At 62.9% G+C, this 23701-nt stretch carries 22 protein-coding genes; 12 read left to right on the plus strand and 10 right to left on the minus strand.

Going from position 1 to position 23701, the window contains the following annotated elements:
- Positions 1–11: 11 nt before the first annotated feature.
- A complete protein-coding gene (locus tag AB5Y95_RS08550; protein ID WP_201883880.1) occupies positions 12–1658 on the minus strand; it encodes a tetratricopeptide repeat-containing response regulator in 1647 nt (548 codons plus the stop codon).
- Between the two features lie 255 nt (positions 1659–1913).
- Here AB5Y95_RS08550 and AB5Y95_RS08555 point away from each other — a divergent pair, with 255 nt between their 5' ends.
- Positions 1914–2339, plus strand: coding sequence for an Hsp20/alpha crystallin family protein (locus AB5Y95_RS08555; protein WP_368160551.1), 426 nt, complete (start codon positions 1914–1916; stop codon positions 2337–2339).
- Between the two features lie 256 nt (positions 2340–2595).
- A complete protein-coding gene (locus AB5Y95_RS08560) occupies positions 2596–3801 on the plus strand; it encodes an MDR family MFS transporter (protein WP_368160554.1) in 1206 nt (401 codons plus the stop codon).
- A gap of 155 nt (positions 3802–3956) precedes the next feature.
- On the opposite strand, the gene AB5Y95_RS08565 is transcribed toward AB5Y95_RS08560, so the two are convergent.
- A complete protein-coding gene (locus AB5Y95_RS08565; RefSeq protein ID WP_368160557.1) occupies positions 3957–4997 on the minus strand; it encodes an FAD:protein FMN transferase in 1041 nt (346 codons plus the stop codon).
- 332 nt (positions 4998–5329) lie between these two features.
- Between AB5Y95_RS08565 and azu the strand changes: the two genes are divergently transcribed.
- Together azu and AB5Y95_RS08575 are read left to right on the plus strand one after the other, a co-directional pair.
- A complete protein-coding gene (gene azu, locus AB5Y95_RS08570; RefSeq protein WP_005302949.1) occupies positions 5330–5770 on the plus strand; it encodes an azurin in 441 nt (146 codons plus the stop codon).
- 191 nt (positions 5771–5961) lie between these two features.
- Positions 5962–6168, plus strand: a complete 207-nt coding sequence (locus tag AB5Y95_RS08575) for a hypothetical protein (protein WP_010633391.1) — start codon at positions 5962–5964, stop codon at positions 6166–6168.
- 16 nt (positions 6169–6184) lie between these two features.
- Here AB5Y95_RS08575 and AB5Y95_RS08580 read toward each other — a convergent pair whose 3' ends face one another.
- Together AB5Y95_RS08580 and AB5Y95_RS08585 are read right to left on the minus strand one after the other, a co-directional pair.
- Positions 6185–6640, minus strand: coding sequence for a PD-(D/E)XK nuclease superfamily protein (locus AB5Y95_RS08580; RefSeq protein WP_139398451.1), 456 nt, complete (start codon positions 6638–6640; stop codon positions 6185–6187).
- A 108-nt stretch (positions 6641–6748) separates the two neighbouring features.
- Positions 6749–7309, minus strand: a complete 561-nt coding sequence (locus AB5Y95_RS08585; RefSeq protein WP_368160561.1) for a HutD family protein — start codon at positions 7307–7309, stop codon at positions 6749–6751.
- 292 nt (positions 7310–7601) lie between these two features.
- On the opposite strand from AB5Y95_RS08585, the gene AB5Y95_RS08590 reads away from it, so the two are divergent.
- A complete protein-coding gene (locus AB5Y95_RS08590) occupies positions 7602–8570 on the plus strand; it encodes a nucleoside hydrolase (RefSeq protein ID WP_368160564.1) in 969 nt (322 codons plus the stop codon).
- 121 nt (positions 8571–8691) lie between these two features.
- Positions 8692–9027, plus strand: coding sequence for a DUF3634 family protein (locus AB5Y95_RS08595; protein WP_017780689.1), 336 nt, complete (start codon positions 8692–8694; stop codon positions 9025–9027).
- Between the two features lie 62 nt (positions 9028–9089).
- Here the strand turns inward: AB5Y95_RS08595 and AB5Y95_RS08600 are convergent, their stop codons facing one another.
- Positions 9090–10283 carry a cytochrome c gene (locus AB5Y95_RS08600; protein WP_368160567.1) on the minus strand — a complete coding sequence of 398 codons (1194 nt, stop codon included), beginning with the start codon at positions 10281–10283 and terminating at the stop codon, positions 9090–9092.
- Positions 10280–12205, minus strand: coding sequence for an FAD/NAD(P)-binding protein (locus AB5Y95_RS08605; protein ID WP_005302938.1), 1926 nt, complete (start codon positions 12203–12205; stop codon positions 10280–10282). Before AB5Y95_RS08605 ends, AB5Y95_RS08600 begins: the two co-directional genes overlap by 4 nt.
- A gap of 607 nt (positions 12206–12812) precedes the next feature.
- Here AB5Y95_RS08605 and cyoA point away from each other — a divergent pair.
- The 6 genes from cyoA to AB5Y95_RS08635 all read left to right on the plus strand — a co-directional run bounded on the left by cyoA (position 12813) and on the right by AB5Y95_RS08635 (position 19230).
- Positions 12813–13850 carry a cytochrome o ubiquinol oxidase subunit II gene (cyoA, locus tag AB5Y95_RS08610; RefSeq protein WP_201891915.1) on the plus strand — a complete coding sequence of 346 codons (1038 nt, stop codon included), beginning with the start codon at positions 12813–12815 and terminating at the stop codon, positions 13848–13850.
- Complete coding sequence (gene cyoB / locus AB5Y95_RS08615) at positions 13850–15826, plus strand: cytochrome o ubiquinol oxidase subunit I (protein ID WP_005302935.1); 1977 nt, start codon at positions 13850–13852, stop codon at positions 15824–15826. The genes cyoA and cyoB overlap by 1 nt, the downstream gene beginning before the upstream one ends.
- 4 nt (positions 15827–15830) lie before the next feature.
- Positions 15831–16442, plus strand: a complete 612-nt coding sequence (locus tag AB5Y95_RS08620) for a cytochrome o ubiquinol oxidase subunit III (protein ID WP_005302934.1) — start codon at positions 15831–15833, stop codon at positions 16440–16442.
- A complete protein-coding gene (locus AB5Y95_RS08625; protein ID WP_005302933.1) occupies positions 16442–16771 on the plus strand; it encodes a cytochrome o ubiquinol oxidase subunit IV in 330 nt (109 codons plus the stop codon). Before AB5Y95_RS08620 ends, AB5Y95_RS08625 begins: the two co-directional genes overlap by 1 nt.
- Positions 16772–16782: 11 nt before the next feature.
- Positions 16783–17679 (plus strand): heme o synthase, encoded by an 897-nt coding sequence (cyoE, locus tag AB5Y95_RS08630; RefSeq protein ID WP_017780806.1) that lies wholly within the window; start codon positions 16783–16785, stop codon positions 17677–17679.
- A gap of 189 nt (positions 17680–17868) precedes the next feature.
- Positions 17869–19230 carry an MFS transporter gene (locus tag AB5Y95_RS08635; RefSeq protein ID WP_017765676.1) on the plus strand — a complete coding sequence of 454 codons (1362 nt, stop codon included), beginning with the start codon at positions 17869–17871 and terminating at the stop codon, positions 19228–19230.
- A gap of 98 nt (positions 19231–19328) precedes the next feature.
- On the opposite strand, the gene AB5Y95_RS08640 is transcribed toward AB5Y95_RS08635, so the two are convergent.
- From AB5Y95_RS08640 to tauB, 4 genes are all read right to left on the minus strand, one after another.
- Positions 19329–21008, minus strand: a complete 1680-nt coding sequence (locus AB5Y95_RS08640) for an alpha/beta fold hydrolase (RefSeq protein ID WP_368160571.1) — start codon at positions 21006–21008, stop codon at positions 19329–19331.
- 234 nt (positions 21009–21242) lie between these two features.
- On the minus strand, positions 21243–22097 hold the full coding sequence (gene tauD, locus AB5Y95_RS08645) for a taurine dioxygenase (protein WP_368160574.1): 855 nt from the start codon (positions 22095–22097) through the stop codon (positions 21243–21245).
- The gene (gene tauC, locus AB5Y95_RS08650) at positions 22094–22924 is read right to left on the minus strand and encodes a taurine ABC transporter permease TauC (protein WP_279972026.1); all 831 of its coding nucleotides are present in this window, start codon (positions 22922–22924) and stop codon (positions 22094–22096) included. Before tauC ends, tauD begins: the two co-directional genes overlap by 4 nt.
- A complete protein-coding gene (tauB, locus tag AB5Y95_RS08655) occupies positions 22921–23688 on the minus strand; it encodes a taurine ABC transporter ATP-binding subunit (protein ID WP_368160577.1) in 768 nt (255 codons plus the stop codon). The genes tauC and tauB overlap by 4 nt, the downstream gene beginning before the upstream one ends.
- Between the last annotated feature and the right edge of the window lie 13 nt (positions 23689–23701).

Below are 23701 nucleotides of genomic sequence, written 5' to 3' on the forward strand. Positions count from 1 at the left end.
GGCGAGCGGGGTCAGCTGAGCTGGGTAAACTCCTGACGCAGCTTGCGAAAACGGTCCTGCTGGGCCGGGTTGAGGGGGATGCCGTCCAGCACCTCCAGGGTCTCCTTGCACTCGGTGCCAAACTCCGGGCTCTTGCGGTTTTTCTGCATCAGCTGCAGCAGCACCTGGATCTTGTTGAGGGCGGCACCGGTATTGGCCGGGGCCCGGCGCAGCGCCTCGCGAAAGTGGCCGAGCGCTTGTTCCAGCTCGCCGGACTGATAGGCCTTGATGCCCAGTTCGTTGAGCTGCTGGTAGCGCTGGCGGCGTTCCAGCACCGTCTTGTCGTCGCGGGTGGCCTGGATGCAGGTGGTGAGCAGCCGATCCTCGTCTTCGGCCAGCAGTGCCTGCAGGCTCTCGGCATACTCGAACTCGCCGAGCTGATAGAGGGCGAGGATGGTCTCGCCCAGCAGGCTGGGGGGCATGGTGGCCGGCTGATCGAGCCAGTTCTGGTTGGCGCGGTAGAGCATCTTCTTGCCCTTGAGCAGCTCCCCCAGGGCAATCTGCACCCGGGCCTGGCAGATCTGTTCGAACACCGGGTAGTTGAACTCCGCCATCATCAACGAATCGCGAATGCGCGACAGGGCCGAGTTGACCTGCTTTTGCAGGTTGGCGATGTGGTAGATGTCGTTGCTGTTGAGGGCGTAGAGGGTCAGCGCCTGGATATAGGCCCCCAGATAGTGGGGGGTGCGGTGGATCGAGTTGCGCGACAGGTCGATGAGGGAGAGCAGCACGTCCTTGGCCTGGGCGTAGTCGTGGCGCAGCAGGCACACCTCCGCCAGCCGGCGGGAGAGCTGTACCGACTGGGGCGAGATATCCACCGCCCGCTTGAGCTCCTGCTGGGCCTGCTCGTCATTGCCGAGTGCCAGCAGGGATTCCGCCAGCCAGAGGTGGGCCTCCACCATCAGCGGGGTGTTCTTGAGGGTCGCCTGCAGGTGGCTCACCGCCTCCTCGTGCAGACCTAGGGTGTGGCACGCCTTGCCGAGGGTGAGCCGGGCCCAGCTGTTCTCCTGGCCGGCCAGCAGCTGGCGCATCAGGCTGCGGGCCTCCTTGGCCTGGCCCAGCTTGAGCTGGGTATCGGCCTGCAGACAGCGGCAGAAGTTGGCAAAGCGCGGCACCGCATCGGCCCGCTCGGCGCAGGCGGCGAGCAGGGTGGTCAGGTTCTCCTCGGCAAGGGCGCTGAACACGCTCTCCAGCGCCTGGCGACGGGCGAGGGCACGTTTGAGGCGAAACGAGAACTGCTCCTGGGAGAAGGGCTTCATCAGGTATTCGTCGGGCTCGGCCTCCAGCGCGCTCAGCACCATGGCGCGGGAGCTGTCGCCGCTCACCATGATCACCACGCTCTGGGGCGGGATGAGCTTCTGATCGCGCAGGCTCTCCAGCAGCTGGCGACCGTTCTCGCCAACCCCCAGCTCGTAATCGATGAGGTAGATGTCGAAGGACTCTTTCTGGCAGCGCCGTCTGGCCTCTTCGGCCGAGTTGACATAGGTGATGCGACTGATGCCGATGTTGATCAGCATCGCCTTCATCATCACCTGAAAGGAGCGCTGTTCGTTGACCAGCAGGATGCGCTTCGGTTTGGGTGGGGCTTTTTTCTCTGGCTCGGATTCCGGTGTCTGCATCTGTCTGGTCAGGGCGCTACGGGCGGATAACAGAAGTGTGCCACCAAAGCGCGCAGACAGGCAATTGAACATCCATGCCGCCGCCGTTTTTCCTCTGGCAAGGGGGCGCCGGGCCTGAAAAAAATCGCCGCAGCCCTTGATCCCGGTCAAACGGGCGCTGGATTGCACTGGCGGCGCCCACGCCGGTTTTTAGACTGAAAAGAGGCGGGCCGCGGGCCTGCTTTCGACCATCCAGTGACCACAAGGAGGAATCAAATGAGTTTGCTACCAGGCCGTACCAGTCTGTTTGATGACCTGTTTCACGACATGGCCTCCGGTTTCTACATCCGGCCCCTGCACGGGGATCCGCTGCCGAGCCAGATCAAGCTGGACCTCAAGGAGAGCGACGGCGGCTATCTGCTGCAGGCGGAGCTGCCCGGGGTGGCGAAGGAGGACATCCACGTGGATGTGCACGGCAAGCTGGTGACCCTGAAGGCGGAGATCCGCCAGCACGACAGCCAGAGCCAGGATGAACGCCCCCTGCGCAGCGAGCGCTATTTCGGCAGCGTATCGCGCACCGTCGAACTGCCGGTGGAGGTGATGCCGGAGCAGGTGGTCGCCCGCTTCGACAACGGCATCCTCACCCTGCAACTGCCCAAGCAGGCGGTGACCCCGGCGCCCCACCGCATCCCTATCGAGTAGCGCCGGCTTGCACACCACGAGGCCCCGCAGTGCGGGGCCTCGCTCTTTATGGTGGTTGGGTGGCAGGCTGAGGAGAGGGCAAGGGGGTTGGTGGCGACCCCGGCTCGTTCCTGATCACAAGGTCACCCGCCGCTCGGCCCCGGACAGCCCTCCGGGTGGATTTTTGCAGAGGGGGGATTGTGCAATTGGGTTTCTTTTGATACCACTGAACGCTTTCCCCTGCGGATCAGCCACCATTGCGCGACAAGGAGTTCCCATGCGCCTGCCACCCTTTCCCCCGCTGGTCTGGATCGTGATCCTGGGCACCTTCATGGTGCGCACCAGTTTCTTCATGGTCTGGCCCTTCCTCTCCATCCTGCTCTACCGGGAGTATGGCCTGTCAGCCTCCGGTATCGGGATGCTGCTGGGTGGCGCGGCCGTGCTCTCCTGCCTCATCGGCTTCTACGTCGGCTGGCTCTCCGACCGGCTCGGCCGGCGCACCATACTGCTGCTCGGCTGCGCCCTGTCGTGCGGTGCCTACCTGTTGCTCGGATTCGGCCACTCCCTCTGGCTCATCACCCTCGGGGTGTTTGGGTCGGGGCTCTCCTACGCCTTTATCGATACCCCGGGCAAGGCGCTGATGGGGGATCTGCTGCCCGAGAAGGCGCTGCGGGAGCTGGCTCTGCACCTGCGCTACTTCCTGCTCAACGTGGGGGCAGGGGTGGGGCCCCTCATCGGCGTCATGGTGGGGCTGGGTGCGCGCCAGGAGACCTTCGTAGTGACGGCCGCCAGCTATGGTCTGCTCGGCATCGCCTTCCTGCTCGGCTTTCGCCGCGACTGCGCCAGCCGGCCGGATGCCGGTCTCTCCCTGGGGGCCATGCTCAGGGTGGTGGGGCGGGATCGCGCCTTCATGCTGTTCATCCTCGCCAACCTGCTGATGAATCTGGTCTACGCCCAGGTGGAGTCGCCGCTGATCCAGTACCTGACCCGCGCCGGCGCCCCCGAGGTGGAGACGCTGGTGGCCCTGTTGGTGGCCACCAATGCGCTCACCATCATCACCTTGCAGTTTCCGCTGCTGCACCTGACCCGGCGCTGGCGGGTAAGCCTGCGGCTGCAGTTCTCCATCTTGCTGATGGCATCGGCCCAGGTGATGTTTGCCCTGTCGAGCCCGGCCCTGCTGTGGCCCTGGCTGGTGGCGATGTTCTTGCTGAGCGTGGGGGAGGCGGTGCTGTTTCCGCTCTTCAACGTGCTGATCGACCAGATGGCGCCGGCTCACCTCAAGGGGAGCTACTTCGGCGCGAGTGCCCTAGCCGGGCTCGGTTGGGCATTCTCGCCTATGGTGGGAGGCTGGTTCTTGCAAGTGTGGGGTGGCCCGGCCCTGTTCGCCGTGATGACCGCGATCTGCATGCTGGTGTTTGCCCTCTACGGGATGGGTCACCGGGAGGCGCGTCCGTCGGCCTCGCCTGCTGGCTGCGAGGAGTAACACGCAAGCGCGTTCACGGCGCTCACTGGCTTGCTGTCGCCGAGGGAATACGCCAATGCCTCACTGCATTCCCATCGAATCACGCCGGCTTGAAAACAACGAGGCCCCGCACTGCGGGGCCTCTTTTTTATGGTGGCTGGGTTATGGCTGCCAGTTTATGGCTGTTTGGCCACCAGATAGGGGGCGAACTGGGGGGTATGGCTGGCGGCGAAGCCCTGCTCGGTCTTGACGATGAGGTAGACCGCGAGCCCATGCTCCTTGGCAAAGGCCATCGCCTGCTCCGGCCCCATCACCATGAGGGCGGTGTCGAGGGCGTCGGCCTCGAGCGCTGTCGGGGTGATGACGCTGGCGGAGACCAGCTTGTGGGTGATGGGCTGGCCGCTGGCGGGGTCGATGATGTGGGAGTAGCGCTGGCCGTCGAGCTCGTAGTAGTTGCGATAGCTGCCGGCGGTGCTGAGGGCCATGCCGTTGGGGATCACCACGTCCGAGAAGGCGCCGGGCTGATCGGACGGCTCGACGATGGCTACCCGCCAGGGCTTGCCCTTGGCGTTGTTGCCCTTGCTGCGCACGGCGCCGGCCACCTCGATGAGGTAGTTGTGCACCCCCTTTTGCTCGAGCAGGCCGGCAATCTCGTCAGAGGCCGCCCCCTCGCCCAGGGTGGAGAGATCGAGGTAGAGATCGGGAATGCCCTTGCCGAGCAGGAAGTGATCCCCCTCGGGGGTCAAGGTCAGCCGGTCGATGCCCACCTTGTGGCGGGCGCTGGCGATCTGCTCGGCGCTGGGGCGCTTGACCGGACGCTTGTCCGGCCCGAATCCCCACAGGTTGACCAGCGGGCCCACGGTGACGTCGAGCTTGCCTTTGGTGAGATGGCCGGCATCGATGCCCTGCTGCACGATTTTGGCCATGGTGGCGGGAATGGCTATGGGCGGCTGGCCGCTGCCCTGATTGAAGCGGGAGATGAGGGAGTTCGGGTCGTAGGTGGAGATCTCGTGATTCATGCGTACCAGCAGGGCATCGACCTCCTGCTGCAGCGCAGGCTCCCCGCCCGGGAAGGGATCGCTCAGGGTCACCGCATAATAGGTGCCCATGGTCTTGCCCTGGATACGGGTCTGGGTCGGGGCTGGCTGACAGGCGGTCAGCATCAGCAGCAGGGTCAACAACAGGCCGCGGGGGGCCGGGCGAGCAAGGAGCGACATGCGGGATCTCTCTGGCTAAAAACGGATGGCTCGAGCGCGGGCTGCGAGCCGGGGTCGCCAGCTTAGCCAAGGGCGCAGCGGCGGGCGAGCGTCGGCTGGAGAAAAGGGCGGGAGATAATTAAACAAAGAGTGGTTAATGGACGGCACGGCCGGTTTGTCCAGTCAAATAATGGGAACAATCTGGTGACCTGACCCGCAGCTTTGCGCTAAAGACATAGCCGAATGACGACAGTTGAGTAGAATAAGGTCGATTTTGACAGCATGTTTGCCAGCCATGGTGCGAGCCTGCAGGCAATTGTGTTGCCATCTATTGCCAATCAAAGGAGAGGATGATGAAAAAGGCGATTACCCTGCTGTTTCTGAGCACCCTGGCTGCCCCGGCTCTGGCCGATGAGTGCGCGTTGGTCATCGAAGGCAATGATGCCATGCAGTACAACCTCAAGGAGATGAGCGTACCGGCCACCTGCAAAGAGGTGACCGTGACCCTGAACCATACCGGCAAGATGCCGGTGACCGCCATGGGCCACAACTGGGCGCTGGCCAACACCGCCGACTATCAGGCCGTTGCCACCGCGGGCATGAGTGCCGGTGCCGAGAACAACTACCTGCCCAAGGATGATCCCCGCGTACTGGCCCACACCAAGCTGGTGGGCGGCGGCGAGAGCACCAGCGTCACCTTCAAGACCGACGGCCTGGCCGGCAAAGACCTCACCTTCTTCTGCTCCTTCCCCGGTCACTTCGCCATGATGAAGGGCACCTTCAAGGTCGGCTAAGCACGTTGTGCCGACTCAGAAGCCGGGCAGTGCCCGGCTTTTTTGTGGCCGCTTGCCATGCCGTAGGAAACCCTGGCTCTGCGCCGGGAGTTGTGTGCCGTTTTATGATCCGGCGCGGGGTGAGTGGGGAGCATAGCGGGTAAGATAGGCCCCTTTCGGGCCTGATGCCCATGGGAGAGGAGCCGTTTGTCGTGAGATACGCCATCAACTGGGTGGTCGGCTGTTGCCTGCTGCTGGTATGCGCCATTGCGCTGGCGGCAGAGCCGCCGGTGAAGAAGAGCCGCAACGGCATCTGCCATCCCAAGGGCGGCACCTACTACAGCCGCACCAAGCACTACACCCCCTATGACTCCATGCAGGCCTGCCTCGACAGTGGCGGCCGGGCGCCGAAACGCTGATTACTGCACAGAAAAATCAAATCCAAAGTGTGAAATCGGCCAAGTCAAAACATTTGATGTTTTTAGTTGTGCATTTGGCTGATTCAGTCTTTAACCATTCAAAGGCTGCTTTTTTATGCCCTTGTCCTTCAATCAAAATAATGACATTGGGCTCGGGGGCTTTATAAGCACTTTGCAGGAAGAAAGGAAACTTGCGGTCTACGGAGCCAGATACTTGTTGTTGGTGTGGCTCAATTCGAGTGAGGCCATATATCGGATGGTTAATTACAAAAGCGCTAATGGCTTTGAGACCGTACAAATCCTCATAAGGCACCCGGCATTTGAACGTTTTTGGGATAGCGATTTTGTTGTCTTCAACGTATTGAAACTCAATAAGAATTTCTTTTATCTTGGTTTGTAGCTGTTGATTGCTTTTTTCTTCTTCCGAAGTCAATTCTGGTGGAGCCTCGAATCCTTCAAGAGTGTATTGCATAGGATCTCTCATTACAGGAAAGCAATGAGACCCATACTACCCCCTAATATTGATTGCTTTCAATATTAGGGGGTGTTTTTTGAGCGATATTGATGTGAGGCTGTCACTTTAAATAATGGGCTGCAGGGTAAAGAAGGCGATGGCGCTCTTCTTCTGGCAGTCGAACTGGATGCTCTGCTCGCCGCTGATCAGCAGGGTCTCGTTGACTGCCATGGGCTGGCCCGCCGCCGTGAGCTGGCCGCTCAGCAGGTAGCAGAGATAGGTCTTGTCCGCTTCCAGGGTGAGGCTGAGCGGGAAGGGGAGGTTGAGCACCCGCACATTGGCACTGAGGCGGGCCGGATCATAGATGAGCCCCAGATCCGTCACCTCTTTTTTCAGCAGCTCGCAGTGGGTGTCGTCATCCCCGCTGAAGTGGGCCGCCTCGAAGGTGGCGTAGGGGTGGCCGTTGAGCACGAAGCCGGCTCCGCTGATGGGCAGCAGGATGCGCTGATAGCCGGGGAATTTCGAGAAGGGGCCGGCCCCCTTGATGGGCGCCGAGCTCAGCCGGTAGGCAAAATCGAGCCTGTCGAGGCTGGCGTCGGCAGGGGAGATGAGGATCTGGGCTGTGGTGCCCTGCTTGTTCTTCCAGGGCATCTTCAGCTGGTCGGACTCTTTTATCAGGGTGATCAATGGCGCCTCGGCGGTTGGTGAGAGGGGTGAACCTGGTGGCCCAGTGATACCATCCCGCCCGCCGACCCACAAGGCCGCGTCTGTTCGTCCCGCACTGCCCGCCCACTATTTCATCAGTTTCATCAGTCAGGCCAGCCATCGCCCTTGCATTAGCTGCTTGCCCGTCGCGGCTGTATGAAACGCAACCACTTGTGCAGGGCGGCGAGAGGGCAAAACGGCAGGCTGTGATCCCGTCGCTGTTAAAGCGGCGGCGGCTCGCTACACTGGCGGTTCTGTTGCCCAAGGAGGCCCCATGACTCACAAGATCATTCTGGATACCGATCCCGGTATCGATGACGCCATGGCAATTCTGTTTGCCGAAGCCCACCCCGCCATCGAGCTGCTCGCCATCACCACGGTTTTTGGCAATGCCACCATCGAGAACGGCACCCACAACGCCCTCTGGCTCAAGCAGCAATACGGCATGAAGGCGGATGTGGCGCAGGGGGCGGCCGCCCCGCTGCGACGCGAGCCGGTGGGCCCGACCACGGTCGTGCACGGCCCGAGCGGGTTTGGCGACGTGACGGCGGGGGAGGTGACGCTCACTCCGGATCCCCGGCCGGCCTGGCAGTATATCGTCGAAGCGGTGAAGGCCGCTCCCGGCGAGATCACCCTGGTTACCATAGGGCCGCTCACCAACCTGGCGCTGGCGCTGCAGGCGGCCCCCGAGATTGCCGGCCTGGTGAAGCAGGTGGTGGTGATGGGCGGCGCCTTCGGCGTCAACGGCCATCGCGGCAATGTGACCCCCTATGCCGAGGCCAACATCCACGACGATCCGGATGCCGCCGACCGGGTATTCACCGCCCGCTGGCCTGTGGTGATCATCGGGCTGGACGTGACCCAGCAGAGTTTCTTCAGCAGCGCCTATCTGGACGCACTGCGCGACGAAGCGGGCGAGCCGGGCCGTTTCCTGTGGGATGTCAGCCGCTTCTACCTGCGCTTCTACTCCGAGCGGATCGGGCTCGACGGTTGCCACGTGCACGACCCGTCCGCCATCGCCTACGTGATCGATCCGACCCTGTTCACCTTGCGCGCGGGGCCGGTGCGGGTCATCAACGAGGGCCCAGCCATCGGCCACACCCTGCAGAAATTTGACGGCAAGTCCCACCCCCACGACGAGTGGGCCGATCATCCGGCCCAGCAGGTCGGGGTGGCGGTACGGGATCAGACGCTGCTGGCACTCTATCGGGAGACGCTGGTGGCCTGGGGTCGCAACCGCTAGAGGGCTCGGCGAGCAGGGTGGCTTGCGGTCGGACTTGAGGTACGGCTGTGATCCGCACCAAACAATCGGGGGCCAGTTGCGGCTTATACTGACAGCAACCGTGTGAAGAAGGAGAAACAGGATGGCCTGGTTGTCGTTGCTGGTGGCGATTGCCCTGATCTGGTGGTTGATGAAGCTGGGGCGTGGCGCCCTGTTCGAGATCCGGCTTGCCCCCGGCAAGGTGCAGGTCAAGCGGGGCAAGGTGTCGCCCGCATTCATCGAGCATGCCAGACAGATCCTGCGTCACGAGACGGTGCGCGGGCGCATCCTGGGTCAGCGCGATGGCGATGGGGTCAAGCTGGTCTTCTCCCGCTCCATTCCGGAGCCGGTGGCCCAGCGTTTTCGCAACATCTTCCCCTATGGCGATTACCGGCTGGGGGCGGTGCCGCTCTCCGGCTCCAAACCGCGCAAGGGGTGAGTTGTCACTCACACAGCAAACGGGCCTCCACTGGAGGCCCGTTTCGTTATGGTCGGCGTGACCTATGGGTGCAGGGTGCGCTGGGCCTTGACCGTCTCCGGCTTGATGGCCACCCCTTCATTGCCCCAGGAGGCGCGCAGGGTGTTGACCAGCTCGGCGATCTGCTGGTCGTTGAGGGTCCAGCCGTAGCCCGGCATGTGGTAGCCGATGTGGCCCTGGGTGACCGGGGTCTCGGCGCCGTGCAGCAGCACGTTGAGCAGGCTGCTCGGGTCCTCGGCCAGCACGGTCTGGTTGCCGACCAGGGAGGGGATGACGTGGTCGTTGCCGCGCCCGTCGTTGCCGTGGCAGGTGGAGCAGTACATGGCGTAATCCGCCTTGCCGCCGGCACTGGCATAGGCCCGGTTGCCCCTGGCGGCCGGTGCATCGTCATCCAGCCCGGTCAGGTAGGTGGCGATGCTGGCCAGATCCGCGTCGCTGAAGTACTGGCTGCTGTGAGTGATCACTTCCGCCATGGGGCCGCTGACGGCCTGATGCTGGCTGCGGCCGGTTTTCAACAGATCGATGAGGGCCTGCTTGTCGTAGCGGCTGCCACGAATGTCGGGGGCATACCAGCCATCCAGGGTGGCGCCGCTCAGATAGAGGGGATCCGCCTCGGTCAGGGCTTTCTCCTGCATGCCGATCCCGCGCGGGGTGTGGCAGCTGCCGCAGTGGCCCGCTCCCTGCACCAGATAGGCGCCACGGTTCCACTCCTCGCTCTTGCCGGCGACCGGGGTGAAGCGGCCGTCATCGTGATAGAGCCAGTTCCAGCCCCTGAGGGGCCAGCGCATGTTGAGCGGCCAGGGGATGTCGCTCGCCTTGTTGGCAATGGCCTGCGGCTGCACATCCTGCATCAGGTAGTGGTAGAGGGCGGTGAGATCCTCATCGCTCATCTTGGCGTAGGCGGTGTAGGGCATGGCCGGGTAGAGGGGGTCGCCGCTGCGGGTGATCCCTTCGCGCATCACCTTGATGAACTCGGGCAGGCTGTAGTTGCCGATGCCGTGGGTCTTGTCCGGGGTGATGTTGGTGGCGTAGACGGTGCCGACCGGGGTGGGGAAACCCTTGCCGCCGGCGAGCGGCTTGCTCGCCTCGCTGGTGTGGCAGGCGGCGCAGTCCCCCAGCTTGGCCACGTATTCACCCGCCGACATGGCGGGGGCGGCTTGCAGGGCGAAGGTGGGCAGGGCCAGCAGCACGGCACTGGCAGTCAGGGAACGGATCATTTGGCACCTCCCTTGGTCAGGGCGACCAGCTCGTTGACGGCGCGCCACGCCTCGTCGATGGCGGCGTGGGCATAGGGGCTCCAGCCCGCGTCCGAGTTGGCGATGGTGATGTTGCCTACCGGCTGGCGACCCCGCTCAATGAAGCGCTCCGACTGCTCTTCATCGTCAAACAGGGAGTTGGCGATGTAGGAATAGCCGTGGGACCAGCGGTTGACCGTGATGGCGAGGATATCCTGCTCATGGTTGAAGCCGGCCTCGCCCAGCATGGCTTGCAGCTGCTCGCGGATCATCTGCTCGTGCTGCTCGAACGGCATGCCGAGGAGCATGGCGCGCCCCTTGCGGGACTGCTCGCGGGCCGAGAGGCCGCTGCCCGGCAGGGTCGGCACATAGACCATGTGCAGGCACATGGGCTGATCCGGGTTCTTGGGATGCTCGTAGCCGCCGAGGTCGACCGGGTAGTCGAGCTTGACCCGGCTGTAGGGGGCGGCCGGGGCATAGACCTCGTGCACGCCGAGTTTGACGAACGGCTGCCAGTTTCTGATCACCACCTTGGTGTAGACCAGCGGCGCCTTGACGTTCTGGCGCAGCGCCTCCTTCTGGGGCTCCGGCATCTCGGGCACCAGGTAGGGGATCATCATGTTGTAGCCGGCCATGATGCACTGCCTGGCCTGTACCCGGTGCAGCTTGCCCTCCTTGATGTAGGTGACGTCCACCCCCTGTTTGCCGTCCTTGAGCGGCACGTTTCTGGCCTGCAGCGCCGTGCTGCCAAGGCGCAGCTGCACCTTGTGCTCGGGGCGGTCGAGCTGGCTGTAGTCGAACCTGGCCAGCACCACGTCCTGCATGGTGTGGCCCGGAGCCACCTGCGGGATGAGCTTGCGCACCATCAAGCGGGTGAGGCCGGCGTTGCCATCCGGGAAGTGGAAGATGTAAGGGTCGTCCAGCTCGGCCTGGGATTCTGCATCGAGCGGGGTGAGATCCATGCCGGCAAAGCCCGGCAGGGCGCACAGGCGGGCGTCGGCGCAGGAAGTGGCATCGATGCCGACCGCCTGGAAGTCGTCGGTGCGCTGCTGGAAGAAGGTGATGGCCCGCTCGCTCAGCCCCACCTTGTCGCGCAGGAAGGTGGTGTAGCTGTTGCTCTCCATCCAGGCGTCTTTCTGCTCGCGGGTCATGCCGTGCAGGTAGTCGGTCTTCTCTTCGTGCAGCGCCAGCAGGGCGGCCTTGTCGGTGTCGTCGAACGGGAAGTCGCCGATGAACTCGGCCAGTGGCCGGCCGTTCAAGCGATCGCGCGGGATGTCGTCTGCCACGCTGTGGCCCGGGTCGCCGCTCACTATCTTGTTGACCCCGAAGTGCTTCTCGTCAAAGAAGACGCCGCGGCTCAGACCCAGATCCGGGTAGAAGGTCTGCTGGAAGCCTTTGGCCAGCTCATCGATGTTGACCTCGAGCGCCTTGAGCAGCCCCAGCGCCACCGGGCTGTAGACGGAGCGCGGTGATTGCAGGGATTCGCTGCCGCCGTAACCCAGCCGCAGGCCGTCCGGGGTGGTGAACTCGTTGCGCTTGGCGTGGCCGCCGAAATCATCGTGGTTGTCGAGCAGCAGGATCTTTTTGTCCGCCCCGAGCAGTTGCTGATAGAAGCAGGCGGCGGAGAGGCCGCTGATGCCGGCGCCGACGATCACCAGATCGTACTCGCCCTCCAGCGGGAGGTGGGCGAAGTCATACTGCTTGCCGTCGCGGGCGATGCTGTGAGCCGGCTCGAAGGAGCCCGGGTGGTTGCCGCGCAGGCCGGTGAGAGCGGGCGGATAGACCAGCGTCTTCTCGGCCAGCGCCTTGCCGCCTTCGGCGGCCTGCAGCAGCTGGATGGGGGCGACGCCGGCCGCAATGGCAATGGCGACGCCGTTGAGAAAGTCTCTGCGTGTGATGCTCATGGCAATCCCTGTAAATGAAGAGTCGAATGAGAAGTGGGATAGGGTTGAATTCGTGACTGACGAGTAACGAAGGGGCGCAACCTACCGCTATATCCCGATGGAGTCCATGGCTTTGATAATAACTTATTAAACAAAATGGGGGATCATGTGATGGTCATGGCGGTGAGATGGATGAAATATGCATGTTTGTGGGGCAAAGCCACATCAATACCAAGGAATTAATTGAAATTTAATTTGATTAATTATGGTTAATTTCGAGTCTCACCTTTATTCGGCCATGGTCGACAAACAGGGCCTGATTATCGCCTGAATTTTCACCGCAAGGCCACCAAATGACACCCTTTATCCTTGTAAAATAAAAGGTTAAACGATGATGTGGTCATTTAATCAACGCTGATTGAATGAAATTGAGCCAGCCGCTGATTAATTGAGAAGGGCCCGATATGGATAAATTCAGCGGCGTCAAGCCATTAACATGCGACACACAGAAATCGCAAACAGCACACAAGTGAAAGATTAATTTTTCATGTTGTTCACATCCCCCCCCGGTGAAATAGAATGCTGCGTTTTTCTTACCACTTTAGCCTTGCGAAGATGAGGACATTGCATGAGACCTTTTGATGTAAAGAGGGGCTTGGGCGCTTTGCTGTTGCTCGCGACTGCCGGCTTGCTGAGCGGCTGCGACATGGCGCTGATGAGCCCCAAGGGGCAAGTTGGTCTGGAGCAGAAGTCACTGATATTGACCGCACTCGGCTTGATGCTGATCGTGGTGGTGCCCGTGATCGTGATGGCAGTGGCGTTCGCTTACAAATACCGAGCGTCCAACACCAATGCCACCTATGCGCCTGACTGGGCCCACTCCAACAAGATTGAAGCGGTCGTCTGGACCGTACCCGTCATCATTATCGCCATCCTGGCGGTGATTACCTGGAAAACGTCCCACTCTCTGGATCCCTACAAACCGTTGGAATCCGAGGTGAAACCGATCCAGGTCGATGTCATCTCCCTTGACTGGAAATGGTTGTTTGTCTATCCGGAGCTGGGCATCGCCTCGGTCAACGAGCTGGCATTCCCGGTCAACACCCCGGTCAATTTCCGGGTGACCTCCGACACCGTGATGAACTCCTTCTTCATTCCCCAGCTGGGCGGCCAGATCTACGCCATGGCGGGCATGCAGACCAAGCTGCACCTGATCGCCAACGAGGCAGGCCAGTACAAGGGTATCTCGGGTGGCTACAGCGGCGCCGGTTTCTCCGGCATGAAGTTCAACGCCATCGCCACTCAGGATCAGGCCGGTTTCGACGCCTGGGTCGCCAAGGTGAAAGCCTCTTCCAAGGCGCTCAACACCATGGATGAGTTCAATGCCCTGGCCAAGAAGAGCGAAAACCACCCGGTGGAGTACTTCGCCAGCGCCGATCCCAAGCTGTTCGTCAACATCATCAACAAGTTCATGGGCGACATGAAGCACGGCGAGCACGCCGCCATGCAACACGGCGAAGCGCAGGCCGCGATGCCGCATGATGCCTCCATGAGCCACGAAGGCATGGAGCACGGCGACGCCATGCACCATGAGGCCCAGGGCGAGCAGATGGACCACGCCGGTCACATGCCGGCCGACAAGACTGTGAAAGCGGGTATTAACTGATGTTTGGAAAATTAACACTCGATGCCATTCCGTACCATGAACCCATCATCATGGTCACGATCGCCGGCATCATTCTGGGTGGGCTGGGTATCGCCGGTCTCATCACCTATTTCGGCAAGTGGCAATATCTGTGGAAAGAGTGGCTGACCTCGGTCGACCACAAACGCCTCGGTATCATGTATCTCATCCTCGGCATGGTCATGCTGCTGCGCGGCTTTGCCGATGCGGTGATGATGCGTACCCAGCAGGTCATGGCCTCGGCTGGCGGCGAGGGCATACTGCCACCGCACCACTACGACCAGATCTTCACCGCCCACGGCGTCATCATGATCTTCTTCGTGGCCATGCCGCTGGTGATCGGTCTGATGAATATCGTGGTGCCGCTGCAGATCGGTGCCCGTGACGTCGCCTTCCCCTTCTTGAACAACCTGAGCTTCTGGTTCACCGCCGCCGCCGTGGTGCTGATCAACGTCTCCCTCGGGGTCGGTGAATTCGCCCAGACCGGCTGGCTGGCCTATCCGCCCTTGTCGGGGCTGGAGTTCAGTCCGGGAGTCGGGGTCGACTACTGGATCTGGAGTCTGCAGATCTCGGGTCTGGGGACCTTGCTGACCGGCGTGAACTTCTTCGCCACCATCATCAAGATGCGCGCCCCTGGCATGACCATGATGCGCCTGCCGGTGTTCACCTGGACCGCCCTGTGCGCCAACGTGCTGATCATCGCCTCCTTCCCGATCCTGACCGTCACCATCGCCCTGCTGACCGCAGACCGCTACCTGGGTACCCATTTCTTTACCAATGACATGGGTGGCAACATGATGATGTACATCAACCTGATCTGGGCCTGGGGTCACCCCGAGGTGTACATCCTGGTACTGCCGGTGTTCGGGATCTTCTCCGAAGTGGTGGCGACCTTCTGCAAGAAGAAACTGTTCGGTTACACCTCCCTGGTGTGGGCGACCATCGCCATTACCGTGCTCTCCTTCATCGTCTGGCTGCACCACTTCTTCACCATGGGCTCCGGCGCCAACGTGAATGCCTTCTTCGGCATCACCACCATGATCATCTCCATCCCGACCGGGGTGAAGATCTTCAACTGGCTGTTCACCATGTACCGCGGTCGCATCGAGTTCACCTCACCCATGCTGTGGACCGTCGGCTTCATCATCACCTTTACCGTGGGTGGCATGACCGGGGTACTGCTCTCCGTGCCGGCAGCCAACTTCGTGCTGCACAACAGCCTGTTCCTGATCGCCCACTTCCACAACGTCATCATCGGCGGTGTGGTGTTCGGCTGCTTCGCCGGTATCACCTACTGGTTCCCGAAAGCGTTCGGCTTCAAGCTGGATGACGTCTGGGGCAAGCGCGCCTTCTGGTGCTGGATCACCGGCTTCTTCGTGGCCTTCATGCCGCTCTACGTGCTGGGCTTCATGGGCATGACCCGTCGTGTCAGCCAGAACATCGATCCCGAGTTCCACGGCTGGCTGGTGGTGGCTGCCTGTGGCGCCGGTCTGATTGCGCTGGGCGTACTGTGCCAGGTGATCCAGATCGTGGTGAGTATCCGCGACCGCGAGAAGAACCGCGACCTGACCGGCGATCCCTGGGGTGGCCGTACCCTGGAGTGGTCCACTTCCTCGCCGCCCCCCTTCTACAACTTCGCCATCGAGCCGAAGATCAAAGGGTTGGATGCGTTCTGGGAAGCCAAGCAGGACGGTTCTGCCTATCAACAGCCCAAGCACTATGACCCGATCCACATGCCGAAAAACTCCGGTGCCGGCGTCATCATCGCCGCCTTCAGCACCCTGTTCGGCTTTGCCATGATCTGGCACATCTGGTGGATGGCCATCGCCGGCTTCGTCGGCATGATCGCCACCTGGATCATCCACAGCTTCAATGACGACGTGGACTACTACGTGCAGGTTGACGAGATCGAGCGGATCGAGCGTCAGCATTTTGAAAATCTCAACAAGGTGGCTTAATTCCATGGCGACTGACGTTCTACATCACACTCACGGTGCCCATGAGGATGGGCACCATGATGCCGGCGCCAACAAGGTATTCGGCTTCTGGATCTACCTGATGAGTGACTGCATCCTGTTCGCGACCCTGTTCGCGACCTATGCGGTCCTGGTCAACGGCACCGCCGGCGGCCCGAGCGGCAAGGACATCTTCGAACTGCCGTTCGTGTTTGCCGAAACCATGCTGCTGCTGCTGAGCTCCATCACCTTTGGCTTTGGCATGCTGGCCATGAACAAGAACAAGGTGGCGGCGGTCAATACCTGGCTGTTCATCACCTTCCTGTTCGGTGCCGGCTTTATCGCGATGGAGATCTACGAGTTCCATCACCTGATTGCCGAGGGCTACGGTCCGGATCGCAGCGGTTTCCTCTCCGCCTTCTTCACCCTGGTGGGGACCCACGGTATCCACGTGACCAGCGGTCTTGTCTGGATCATCGTGATGATGGTGCTGGTAGCCAAGAAGGGGCTGACCGATCGCAACCGCACCCGTCTGATGTGCCTGAGCCTGTTCTGGCACTTCCTGGACGTGGTGTGGATCTGCGTCTTCACCGTGGTCTATCTGATGGGGGTCATGTAATGAGTCATTCCGTTGACAATCACGGCGCCAGCCACGGCAGCGCCAAGAGCTACCTGATCGGCTTCGTGCTGTCCCTGATCCTGACCGCAGTGCCGTTCTGGATGGTGATGGACGGTTCTGCCTCCCACACTACCGTGCTGGCCACCGTGGTCGGCATGGCGGTGGTGCAGATCTTCGTGCACCTGGTCTACTTCCTGCACATGAACACCTCGTCCGAGGAGCGCTGGAACCTGGTGGCACTGATCTTTACCGTGCTCATCATCGCCATCGTGGTCGTGGGTTCCCTGTGGATCATGTACAACCTCAACATCAACATGATGGTTCACTGAGCAGGTTGGCAATGATGATGAAGCAATACCTGCAAGTGACCAAGCCGGGCATCATCTTCGGTAACCTCATCTCGGTTATCGGAGGGTTCCTGCTGGCCTCCAAGGGGAGCCTGGATGTGCCCCTCTTCATCCTGACCATGGCTGGTGTATCACTGGTGGTCGCCTCCGGTTGCGTGTTCAACAACTACATCGACCGGGACATCGACTGCATCATGGAGCGCACCAAGAACCGTGCTCTGGTGAAGGGTCTGATCGCCCCCGGCGTATCGCTCTGGTACGCGAGCGCCCTCGGCATTGCGGGCATTGCACTGCTCTACTTTGCGGCCAATCCGTTGGCCGCCTTGCTGGCGGTGCTGGGCTTCATTGTCTATGTGGGGGTCTACAGCCTCTACATGAAGCGTCACTCGGTCTACGGCACCCTGGTCGGCAGCCTCTCCGGCGCCGCGCCGCCGGTCATCGGCTACTGCGCGGTGAGCGGTCAGTTCGACTCAGGCGCGCTGATCCTGCTGGCGATCTTCAGCCTGTGGCAGATGCCGCACTCCTATGCGATCGCCATCTTCCGCTTCAAGGATTACCAGGCGGCCAACATCCCGGTGCTGCCGGTGGTGAAGGGGATCTCCGTGGCCAAACACCACATCACCCTCTACATCCTGGCCTTCATGGTGCCGACCCTGATGCTGTTCCTCGGCGGCTACGCCGGTTACAAGTATCTGGTGGTGGCCACCGCGGTCAGCGTCTGGTGGCTGGGGATGGCGCTGTCTGGCTACAAGGCGGCGGTGGATGACTCCCTCTGGGCACGCAAGCTGTTCATGTTCTCCATCGTCACCATTACCTGCCTGAGCGTGATGATGTCGGTGGACTTCCAGCCGGAGGCCGAGCCTGCGGTACTGGTGAGCATGCTGCCCTGAGTGGCCTTCCTGTCATGCTCCGTGTTGTGATGCGACGCGGGAAAATCAGTAGAATCCAGAGCCGGGAACCTTCCCGGCTCTGTTATTATGGGGCCGCCCCGTCGGGCACTTTTCCCCTCTGTCGGGTGTGGCATGGCATCTGTCGGCCACCCCTTGAGTCTTCCTTTTCCCTGATCTATCGAGGCCATCATGAATGATTTCACCATGACGAGGGGCGAGCGCCGTGCCACCTGGGCGCTTGGCTCCGTCTTCTCGTTGCGCATGCTCGGCATGTTTATGGTGTTGCCGGTGCTGACCACCTACGGCATGTCGCTGGCGGGTGCCTCCGAGGCGCTCATCGGCCTGGCCATCGGCATCTACGGCATGACCCAGGCGCTGTTCCAGATCCCGTTCGGCCTGCTCTCCGACAAGGTGGGCCGCAAGCCTCTCATCGTCGGCGGCCTGCTGATGTTTGCCCTCGGCAGCGTGATCGCGGCGTTGACCCACTCCATCTGGGGCGTGATCCTCGGTCGCGCCCTGCAGGGCAGCGGCGCCATCTCGGCTGCCGTGATGGCGCTCTTGTCGGATCTCACCCGCGAGCAGAACCGCACCAAGGCGATGGCCTTCATCGGGGTGAGCTTTGGCATCACCTTCGCCATCGCCATGGTGACCGGCCCCCTCATCACCCATGCGCTGGGGCTCAGTGGTCTCTTCTGGCTGATCGCCCTGCTGGCGCTGGCGGGCATCGCCGTCACCCTCTGGCTGGTGCCGACCCCGAGCGGTCATCTGCTCAATCGCGAGTCCGGCATGGTGAAGGGGGGGATGCGTACCGTGCTGACCAACCCGCGCCTGCTCAAGCTCAACTTCGGCATCCTCTGCGTGCACACCCTGCTGATGTCGAGCTTCGTGGCGCTGCCGCCGCTGCTGGAGCGCGCCGGCCTGCCCCGTGACAGCCAGTGGCAGGCTTATCTGGTCACCATGCTGATCGCCTTCGTCAGCGTGGTGCCGTTCATCATCTATGCCGAGAAGCGCAGAAAGATGAAGCGGGTGTTCCAGATTTGCGTGCTGGTGATGCTCATCGCCGAGCTGGTGCTCTGGCAAAGCGGCCTGCAGCTGTGGGGCCTGCTCGCCGGCCTGCAGATCTTCTTCATCGGTTTCAACGTGATGGAGGCGCTGCTGCCGTCCCTTATCAGCAAGGAGTCGCCCCCCGGTTACAAGGGCACCGCCATGGGGATCTACTCCACCAGCCAGTTCATCGGGGTGGCCATCGGCGGCAGCCTCGGCGGCCTGCTCTACAGCCTGGGCGGCGGCGCCCTGGTGTTTGGCGGCTGCGCCGCGCTGGCCTTGGTCTGGCTCGGGGTCAGCCTCACCATGGCCGAGCCCCCTTATGTGAGCAGCCTGCGCATTGTGTTGCCGGAAGGGGTGGAGGCTGATGCGGCGCTGGAGCAGAAGATCCGCGCCTGCGAGGGGGTGAGCGACGTGCTGCTGGCCGCTGCCGAGCGCTCCGTCTATGTGAAGGTGGACAGCAAGCGCCTGAGCCGGCGCGATCTGGAGTCGCTGGTCGCCGCCTGAGGACGCCTGCCTGCATGAAAAAGCCCGCCAATTCGGCGGGCTTTTTATTGGGCTCCATTCAGCTGGATTGTGCCCAGCTGTGCTTGGTAGGGCTGGGCTCAGTCGGCCAGGCAGCGCTGCTCGGCGGGCAGGCTCGCGGCATCCCCCAGCAGCAGGGTACTGAGAGCCGCCCGGGCGCAGCGGGAGCTGTTCAACTGACCATGCTGATTGCTCTGCTCTATCTGCACCAGGCGGGCGGCGCTGCCAAAGGCGGCCTGCATCTGGCTGGCACCGGTGAAGGGGGTATTGGGGTCGTACTCGGCGCCGAGCACCAGGGCTTTGGCATCATCCGGCAGCTTTATCTCGCTGGCGCCGTAGCTGGTGATGGGCTGGCGCGGATAAGGCCAGTCGGCGCAGGTGTTGAAGCTTTTGGCCAGCAGCAGGGCACCGGCCCCCTGGAAGGCGGCATCTTCCGGATCCAGCCCCTGCCAGCCATAGGGCTCGCTGTTGTCGGTGCAGTGGATGGCGCTGAAGAAGGGCATCTCCTGCAGTTCCTGATAGGGGTTGTCATCGTCCTGCCCGGCGAGGCGGGCCAGCAGGGGGCCGGCGTCGTCCTGCTCCCAGAAAGCGAGCTGATCGTCGCGCTGGCTGCCGCTGATGGCATCGCCCAGCACCGCCACCCAGTTGGCGCGGTCGAGCACATTGCCCTGATTGTCCACATAGCGGCCGTTGTCGCGCACCTGCCGAGTCACCGCCATGCTGCGCTGCAGTGCCTGCTCCCCGAAGCGCCAGGCCAGGATGCGGTTGGCATTCTCGGCATCGCGGCGGAAGATGGCCGGGTAGCTGCTCTCGGCGGGGGACATCGGCGAGTCGACCACCAGATTGGCCACGTGGCTCGGATAGCGGGCGGCATAGAGGGCGGCCAGACGAGTGCCGTAGGAGAAGGTGATGGGGGTGATCCGCTCGCGCCCCAGGTGCTGGCGCAGGCGCTCCATGTCCTCGACCACGGCCCGCGAGCCCAGGTGCGGCGCATGCAGCCGCAACGGCTCGTCGCAGCGCTCGCGCAGGGTGGTGCTAAAGGCCTTGCCCTGATCCGCCCCGCTCTCGAGTGTCGGCAGGGCGCCCTTGTCACGGCTGGCAAAGAGCTGGGCGAGCTGCGCCGGGGTCATGTCCGGCCGCACGCCTTGCTTGTCGGTCAGCAGGCAGCTGCGCAGCTCGTGGCCGAGGGCGCTGTAACCGGCCCCGCGGGGATCCAGGGTGACGATGTCGTAGTGCTCAAGGATGGCGGGGTTGGCGCTGCGCAGCAGGTCGAGCAAAAGGCCGAGATCCGGGGTGGCCGAAGTGGGGCCGCCCGGGTTGTAGAACAGGGTGCCGCGATAGTCGCCGCTGGCGCGATAGTGCAGATAGAAGATATCCAGGGTGTCGCCCTTGACCGTGCGGGTCTCCTGCTTGATCTGGGTGCGGCTGGGCTGGTTCGACCAGGAGGAGAAACGGCTGCTGTCGCCGGAGAAAAAGCCACTGCTGGAGCGCGAGGTGGAGCTTTTCTCCCACTTGCTCTCCTTGATCTGGACCCACTCCTTGTCGTAATCGAGCGGCACCGTCAGATAGTGGCAACTGACCTGACTGGCGGGAATGGCGATGCCGTCCTCCTGCCAGCCCTGGCGCAGCTGTTGACAGACCTGGCCGGCGTCATAGCCGGCGCGAATATGGCGGGCCTGGAAGGGCTCCTCTTTCTTTTCCAGATTGCAGCCTGCCAGCAATGCCGGTGCCAGCAGGGTCATCATCAGCGTGTATTTCATTGTCTATTTCCATTTATCTAGCCTGAACCCCGAAATAGTACGGGGACGGGCCGACCGGATGGCAGCCGGAAGTTGTATGGAAATATTGCAAGGTGTGTCGATTTACATATTTCTGGCGATATTTGGTGGTCTCATTGATCTATTTGAAAATAATGACCGGCAACGCGCACCATTATTTTATGCGGGATCAATAGCGGCGGCGCGACCGGTCGGCGCAGGGGGCAGGAGCCGGCGTTACGCGGGCACGCGCCAGAACGGCTTGTCCCCCAGCACGGTGGCCCTGTGCATCACCCGCCGGGCCGGCAGATAGTCGGCGTTGGCGTAATGCTGGGTGACCCGGTTGTCCCAGATGGCGATGTCGTGCTCCCGCCAGCGCCAGCGCACCTGATACTCGGGCTTGGTGACATGGCGAAACAGGAAGGCGAGCAGCGCCTCGCTCTCTTGCGCTGGCAAGTCGGGCAGGCGGGTGGTGAAGCCTTCATTGACGAACAGTGCCTGCCGACCGCTCAAGGGGTGGGTGCGAACCACAGGGTGGCGCAGCGGCGGGTTGCGGGCCGCCGCCTCCTGCCAGCGCTGGTACTCGGCCGGGCTGGCGTTGTGGCGATGGGCCGGGAACGACTTGGTGAAGTCGTGCTCGGCTTCCAGCCCTGCCAGCAACTGCTGCAGGCGGGGGGAGAGCCCCTCGAAGGCGGCGATGCCGCTGGCCCACAGGGTATCGCCCCCCACCGGCGGCAGCTGCTTGGCGGCCAGAATGGCCAGCGCCGGCGGCGTCTCGATGAAGGTGACGTCGGTGTGCCAGTTGTCATTGTCCGGTGGGTTGTCGTCGTGGGTGTCGAGCACGATGATCTCCTCGGCCTCCGGCGCGTGGGGATAGACGGGGTGAATGTGCAGATCGCCGAAGCGGTTGGCCAGCGCCCGCTGCTGGCGAGGATTGATGGGCTGATCTCGAAAGAACAGCACCTGATGGGTCAGCAGGGCCTGCTGCAACTGCGCGAACTGGCCCTCATCGAGCGGCCCGGCCAGGCTGATGCCGCTGATCTCGGCGCCGATGTGGGGGCCGAGGGGGGTGATATGCAGGGAATTGCTCATAGTCCTTCTCCATGCCACGGCGTCAGGCGACGCTGCAGCGCACGTAAACCAAGTTCCAGAGTGAAGGCGATCAGGGCGATCACCAGAATGCCCGCCAGCACCACGTCGGTGGCGAGAAACTCGCCGGCGGCTTGTACCATGAAGCCCACGCCGCGGGTGGCGGCGATGAGCTCGGCCGCCACCAGGGTGGACCAGCCGACCCCGAGCCCGATGCGCAGCCCGGTGAGCATGTCCGGCAGGGCGCCGGGCACGATGACGTACCAGAGCACCTGCCAGCGGTTGGCGCCGAGCGCCCGGGCGGCCCGCAGCCGCACCTGCCTGGCGCCCTGCACCCCCGCCAGAGTGGCCATGGCGACCGGCGCGAAGATGGCCAGATAGATGAGCAGCACCTTCGATGTTTCGCCGATGCCAAACCAGATCACCATCAGTGGCAGGTAGGCAAGGGGCGGCACCGGCCGGTAGAGCTCGATCAGCGGGTCGAGCATGCCGCGCAGGGTGGGGCTGAGCCCCATGGCGAGGCCCACCGTCACGCCGAACAGGGTGGCGGCCGCGAGGGCGATGAGGATGCGCTGCAAACTGGCGGCGAGGTGCTGCCAGAGGGTGGCATCCATGAAGCCCTGCGGCCCGGCGAGGGTGACCAGCTGTTGCAGCACCTGGGCGGGAGGGGGCAGGAACAGCGGGCTTATCAGCCCGAGCCTGGCCACCAGCCACCAGAGCGCCAGCAGGGCACCCAGAGTCAGCAGACTTATCCCAAGCCGGCGTGGCAGCGGCCAGCGCAGGCGTATCCGGCGGGCAGGCTCGAGTGGGCGGGAGAGGGTGAGGCTCATGCAAACACCTCCCGCTCGGCAAAGACCCGCTCCAGCACATACTCGCGCCGCGCGATGAAGGCGGGATCCGACTTGATGCTGCGGCAGGGCTCGCCGGCGGCGAAGCGGCGGCCGAAGTCCAGGGTGAGCCGCTCCATGACTCGCCCCGGCGCCGGGGAGAGCAGCACCAGTTGTGTGGCCATGAACACCGCCTCCTCGATGTCGTGGGTGATGAGCAGCACCTGCCGGCGCTGCTCGTGCCACAGGCGCAGCAGCAGGGTCTGCATCTGCTCACGGGTAAAGGCGTCGAGGGCGCCGAAGGGCTCGTCGAGCAACAGCAGTTGCGGCTGGGTGGCCAGCGCCCGGGCGATGCCGACCCGCTGGCGTTGGCCGCCGGAGAGCTGCCAGACCGGTTTGGCCTGGGCCTCCTCGAGCCCCACCTTGCGCAGCATGGCCAGCGCGCTGGCCTCGCGTTCGCGGCGCGGCACGCCGGCCAGTTGCAGCCCGAAGGCGACGTTGTCCAGCACGTTGCGCCAGGGCAGCAGCCCCTCGTGCTGGAAGACCACCCCCCGCTCGGCGCCGGGGCCGCGCACCGGCCGCCCCTGCAGGCTGATGGTGCCCTGCTGGGCGCTCTGAAAACCGGCGATGAGGTTGAGCAAGGTGGTCTTGCCGCAGCCGGAGGGGCCGAGCACCACCATCAGCTCGCCCGCATCCAGGGTCAGGTTGATGTTGTCGAGGACTCTGCGCCCGGCGTAATCGGCGCAAAGGTGGGTGAGCTGCAGCATGCATGCCTCCTTG

It is taken from the genome of Aeromonas sp. R5-3, assembly GCF_040908225.1.
Lineage (GTDB): Bacteria > Pseudomonadota > Gammaproteobacteria > Enterobacterales > Aeromonadaceae > Aeromonas > Aeromonas dhakensis.

Excerpts from the sequence above, each read along its gene's own strand:
- AB5Y95_RS08635 (WP_017765676.1), top strand. The coding sequence starts at position 17,869 with ATGAATGATTTCACCATGACGAGGGGCGAGCGCCGTGCCACCTGGGCG.
- AB5Y95_RS08550 (WP_201883880.1), bottom strand. The coding sequence starts at position 1,658 with ATGCAGACACCGGAATCCGAGCCAGAGAAAAAAGCCCCACCCAAACCG.
- tauB (WP_368160577.1), bottom strand. The coding sequence starts at position 23,688 with ATGCTGCAGCTCACCCACCTTTGCGCCGATTACGCCGGGCGCAGAGTC.
- AB5Y95_RS08625 (WP_005302933.1), top strand. The coding sequence starts at position 16,442 with ATGAGTCATTCCGTTGACAATCACGGCGCCAGCCACGGCAGCGCCAAG.
- AB5Y95_RS08565 (WP_368160557.1), bottom strand. The coding sequence starts at position 4,997 with ATGTCGCTCCTTGCTCGCCCGGCCCCCCGCGGCCTGTTGTTGACCCTG.
- AB5Y95_RS08605 (WP_005302938.1), bottom strand. The coding sequence starts at position 12,205 with ATGAGCATCACACGCAGAGACTTTCTCAACGGCGTCGCCATTGCCATT.
- AB5Y95_RS08640 (WP_368160571.1), bottom strand. The coding sequence starts at position 21,008 with ATGAAATACACGCTGATGATGACCCTGCTGGCACCGGCATTGCTGGCA.
- AB5Y95_RS08595 (WP_017780689.1), top strand. The coding sequence starts at position 8,692 with ATGGCCTGGTTGTCGTTGCTGGTGGCGATTGCCCTGATCTGGTGGTTG.
- cyoE (WP_017780806.1), top strand. The coding sequence starts at position 16,783 with ATGATGATGAAGCAATACCTGCAAGTGACCAAGCCGGGCATCATCTTC.
- AB5Y95_RS08560 (WP_368160554.1), top strand. The coding sequence starts at position 2,596 with ATGCGCCTGCCACCCTTTCCCCCGCTGGTCTGGATCGTGATCCTGGGC.
- tauC (WP_279972026.1), bottom strand. The coding sequence starts at position 22,924 with ATGAGCCTCACCCTCTCCCGCCCACTCGAGCCTGCCCGCCGGATACGC.
- AB5Y95_RS08590 (WP_368160564.1), top strand. The coding sequence starts at position 7,602 with ATGACTCACAAGATCATTCTGGATACCGATCCCGGTATCGATGACGCC.
- AB5Y95_RS08555 (WP_368160551.1), top strand. The coding sequence starts at position 1,914 with ATGAGTTTGCTACCAGGCCGTACCAGTCTGTTTGATGACCTGTTTCAC.
- tauD (WP_368160574.1), bottom strand. The coding sequence starts at position 22,097 with ATGAGCAATTCCCTGCATATCACCCCCCTCGGCCCCCACATCGGCGCC.
- AB5Y95_RS08580 (WP_139398451.1), bottom strand. The coding sequence starts at position 6,640 with ATGCAATACACTCTTGAAGGATTCGAGGCTCCACCAGAATTGACTTCG.
- azu (WP_005302949.1), top strand. The coding sequence starts at position 5,330 with ATGAAAAAGGCGATTACCCTGCTGTTTCTGAGCACCCTGGCTGCCCCG.
- cyoB (WP_005302935.1), top strand. The coding sequence starts at position 13,850 with ATGTTTGGAAAATTAACACTCGATGCCATTCCGTACCATGAACCCATC.
- AB5Y95_RS08600 (WP_368160567.1), bottom strand. The coding sequence starts at position 10,283 with ATGATCCGTTCCCTGACTGCCAGTGCCGTGCTGCTGGCCCTGCCCACC.
- AB5Y95_RS08620 (WP_005302934.1), top strand. The coding sequence starts at position 15,831 with ATGGCGACTGACGTTCTACATCACACTCACGGTGCCCATGAGGATGGG.
- cyoA (WP_201891915.1), top strand. The coding sequence starts at position 12,813 with ATGAGACCTTTTGATGTAAAGAGGGGCTTGGGCGCTTTGCTGTTGCTC.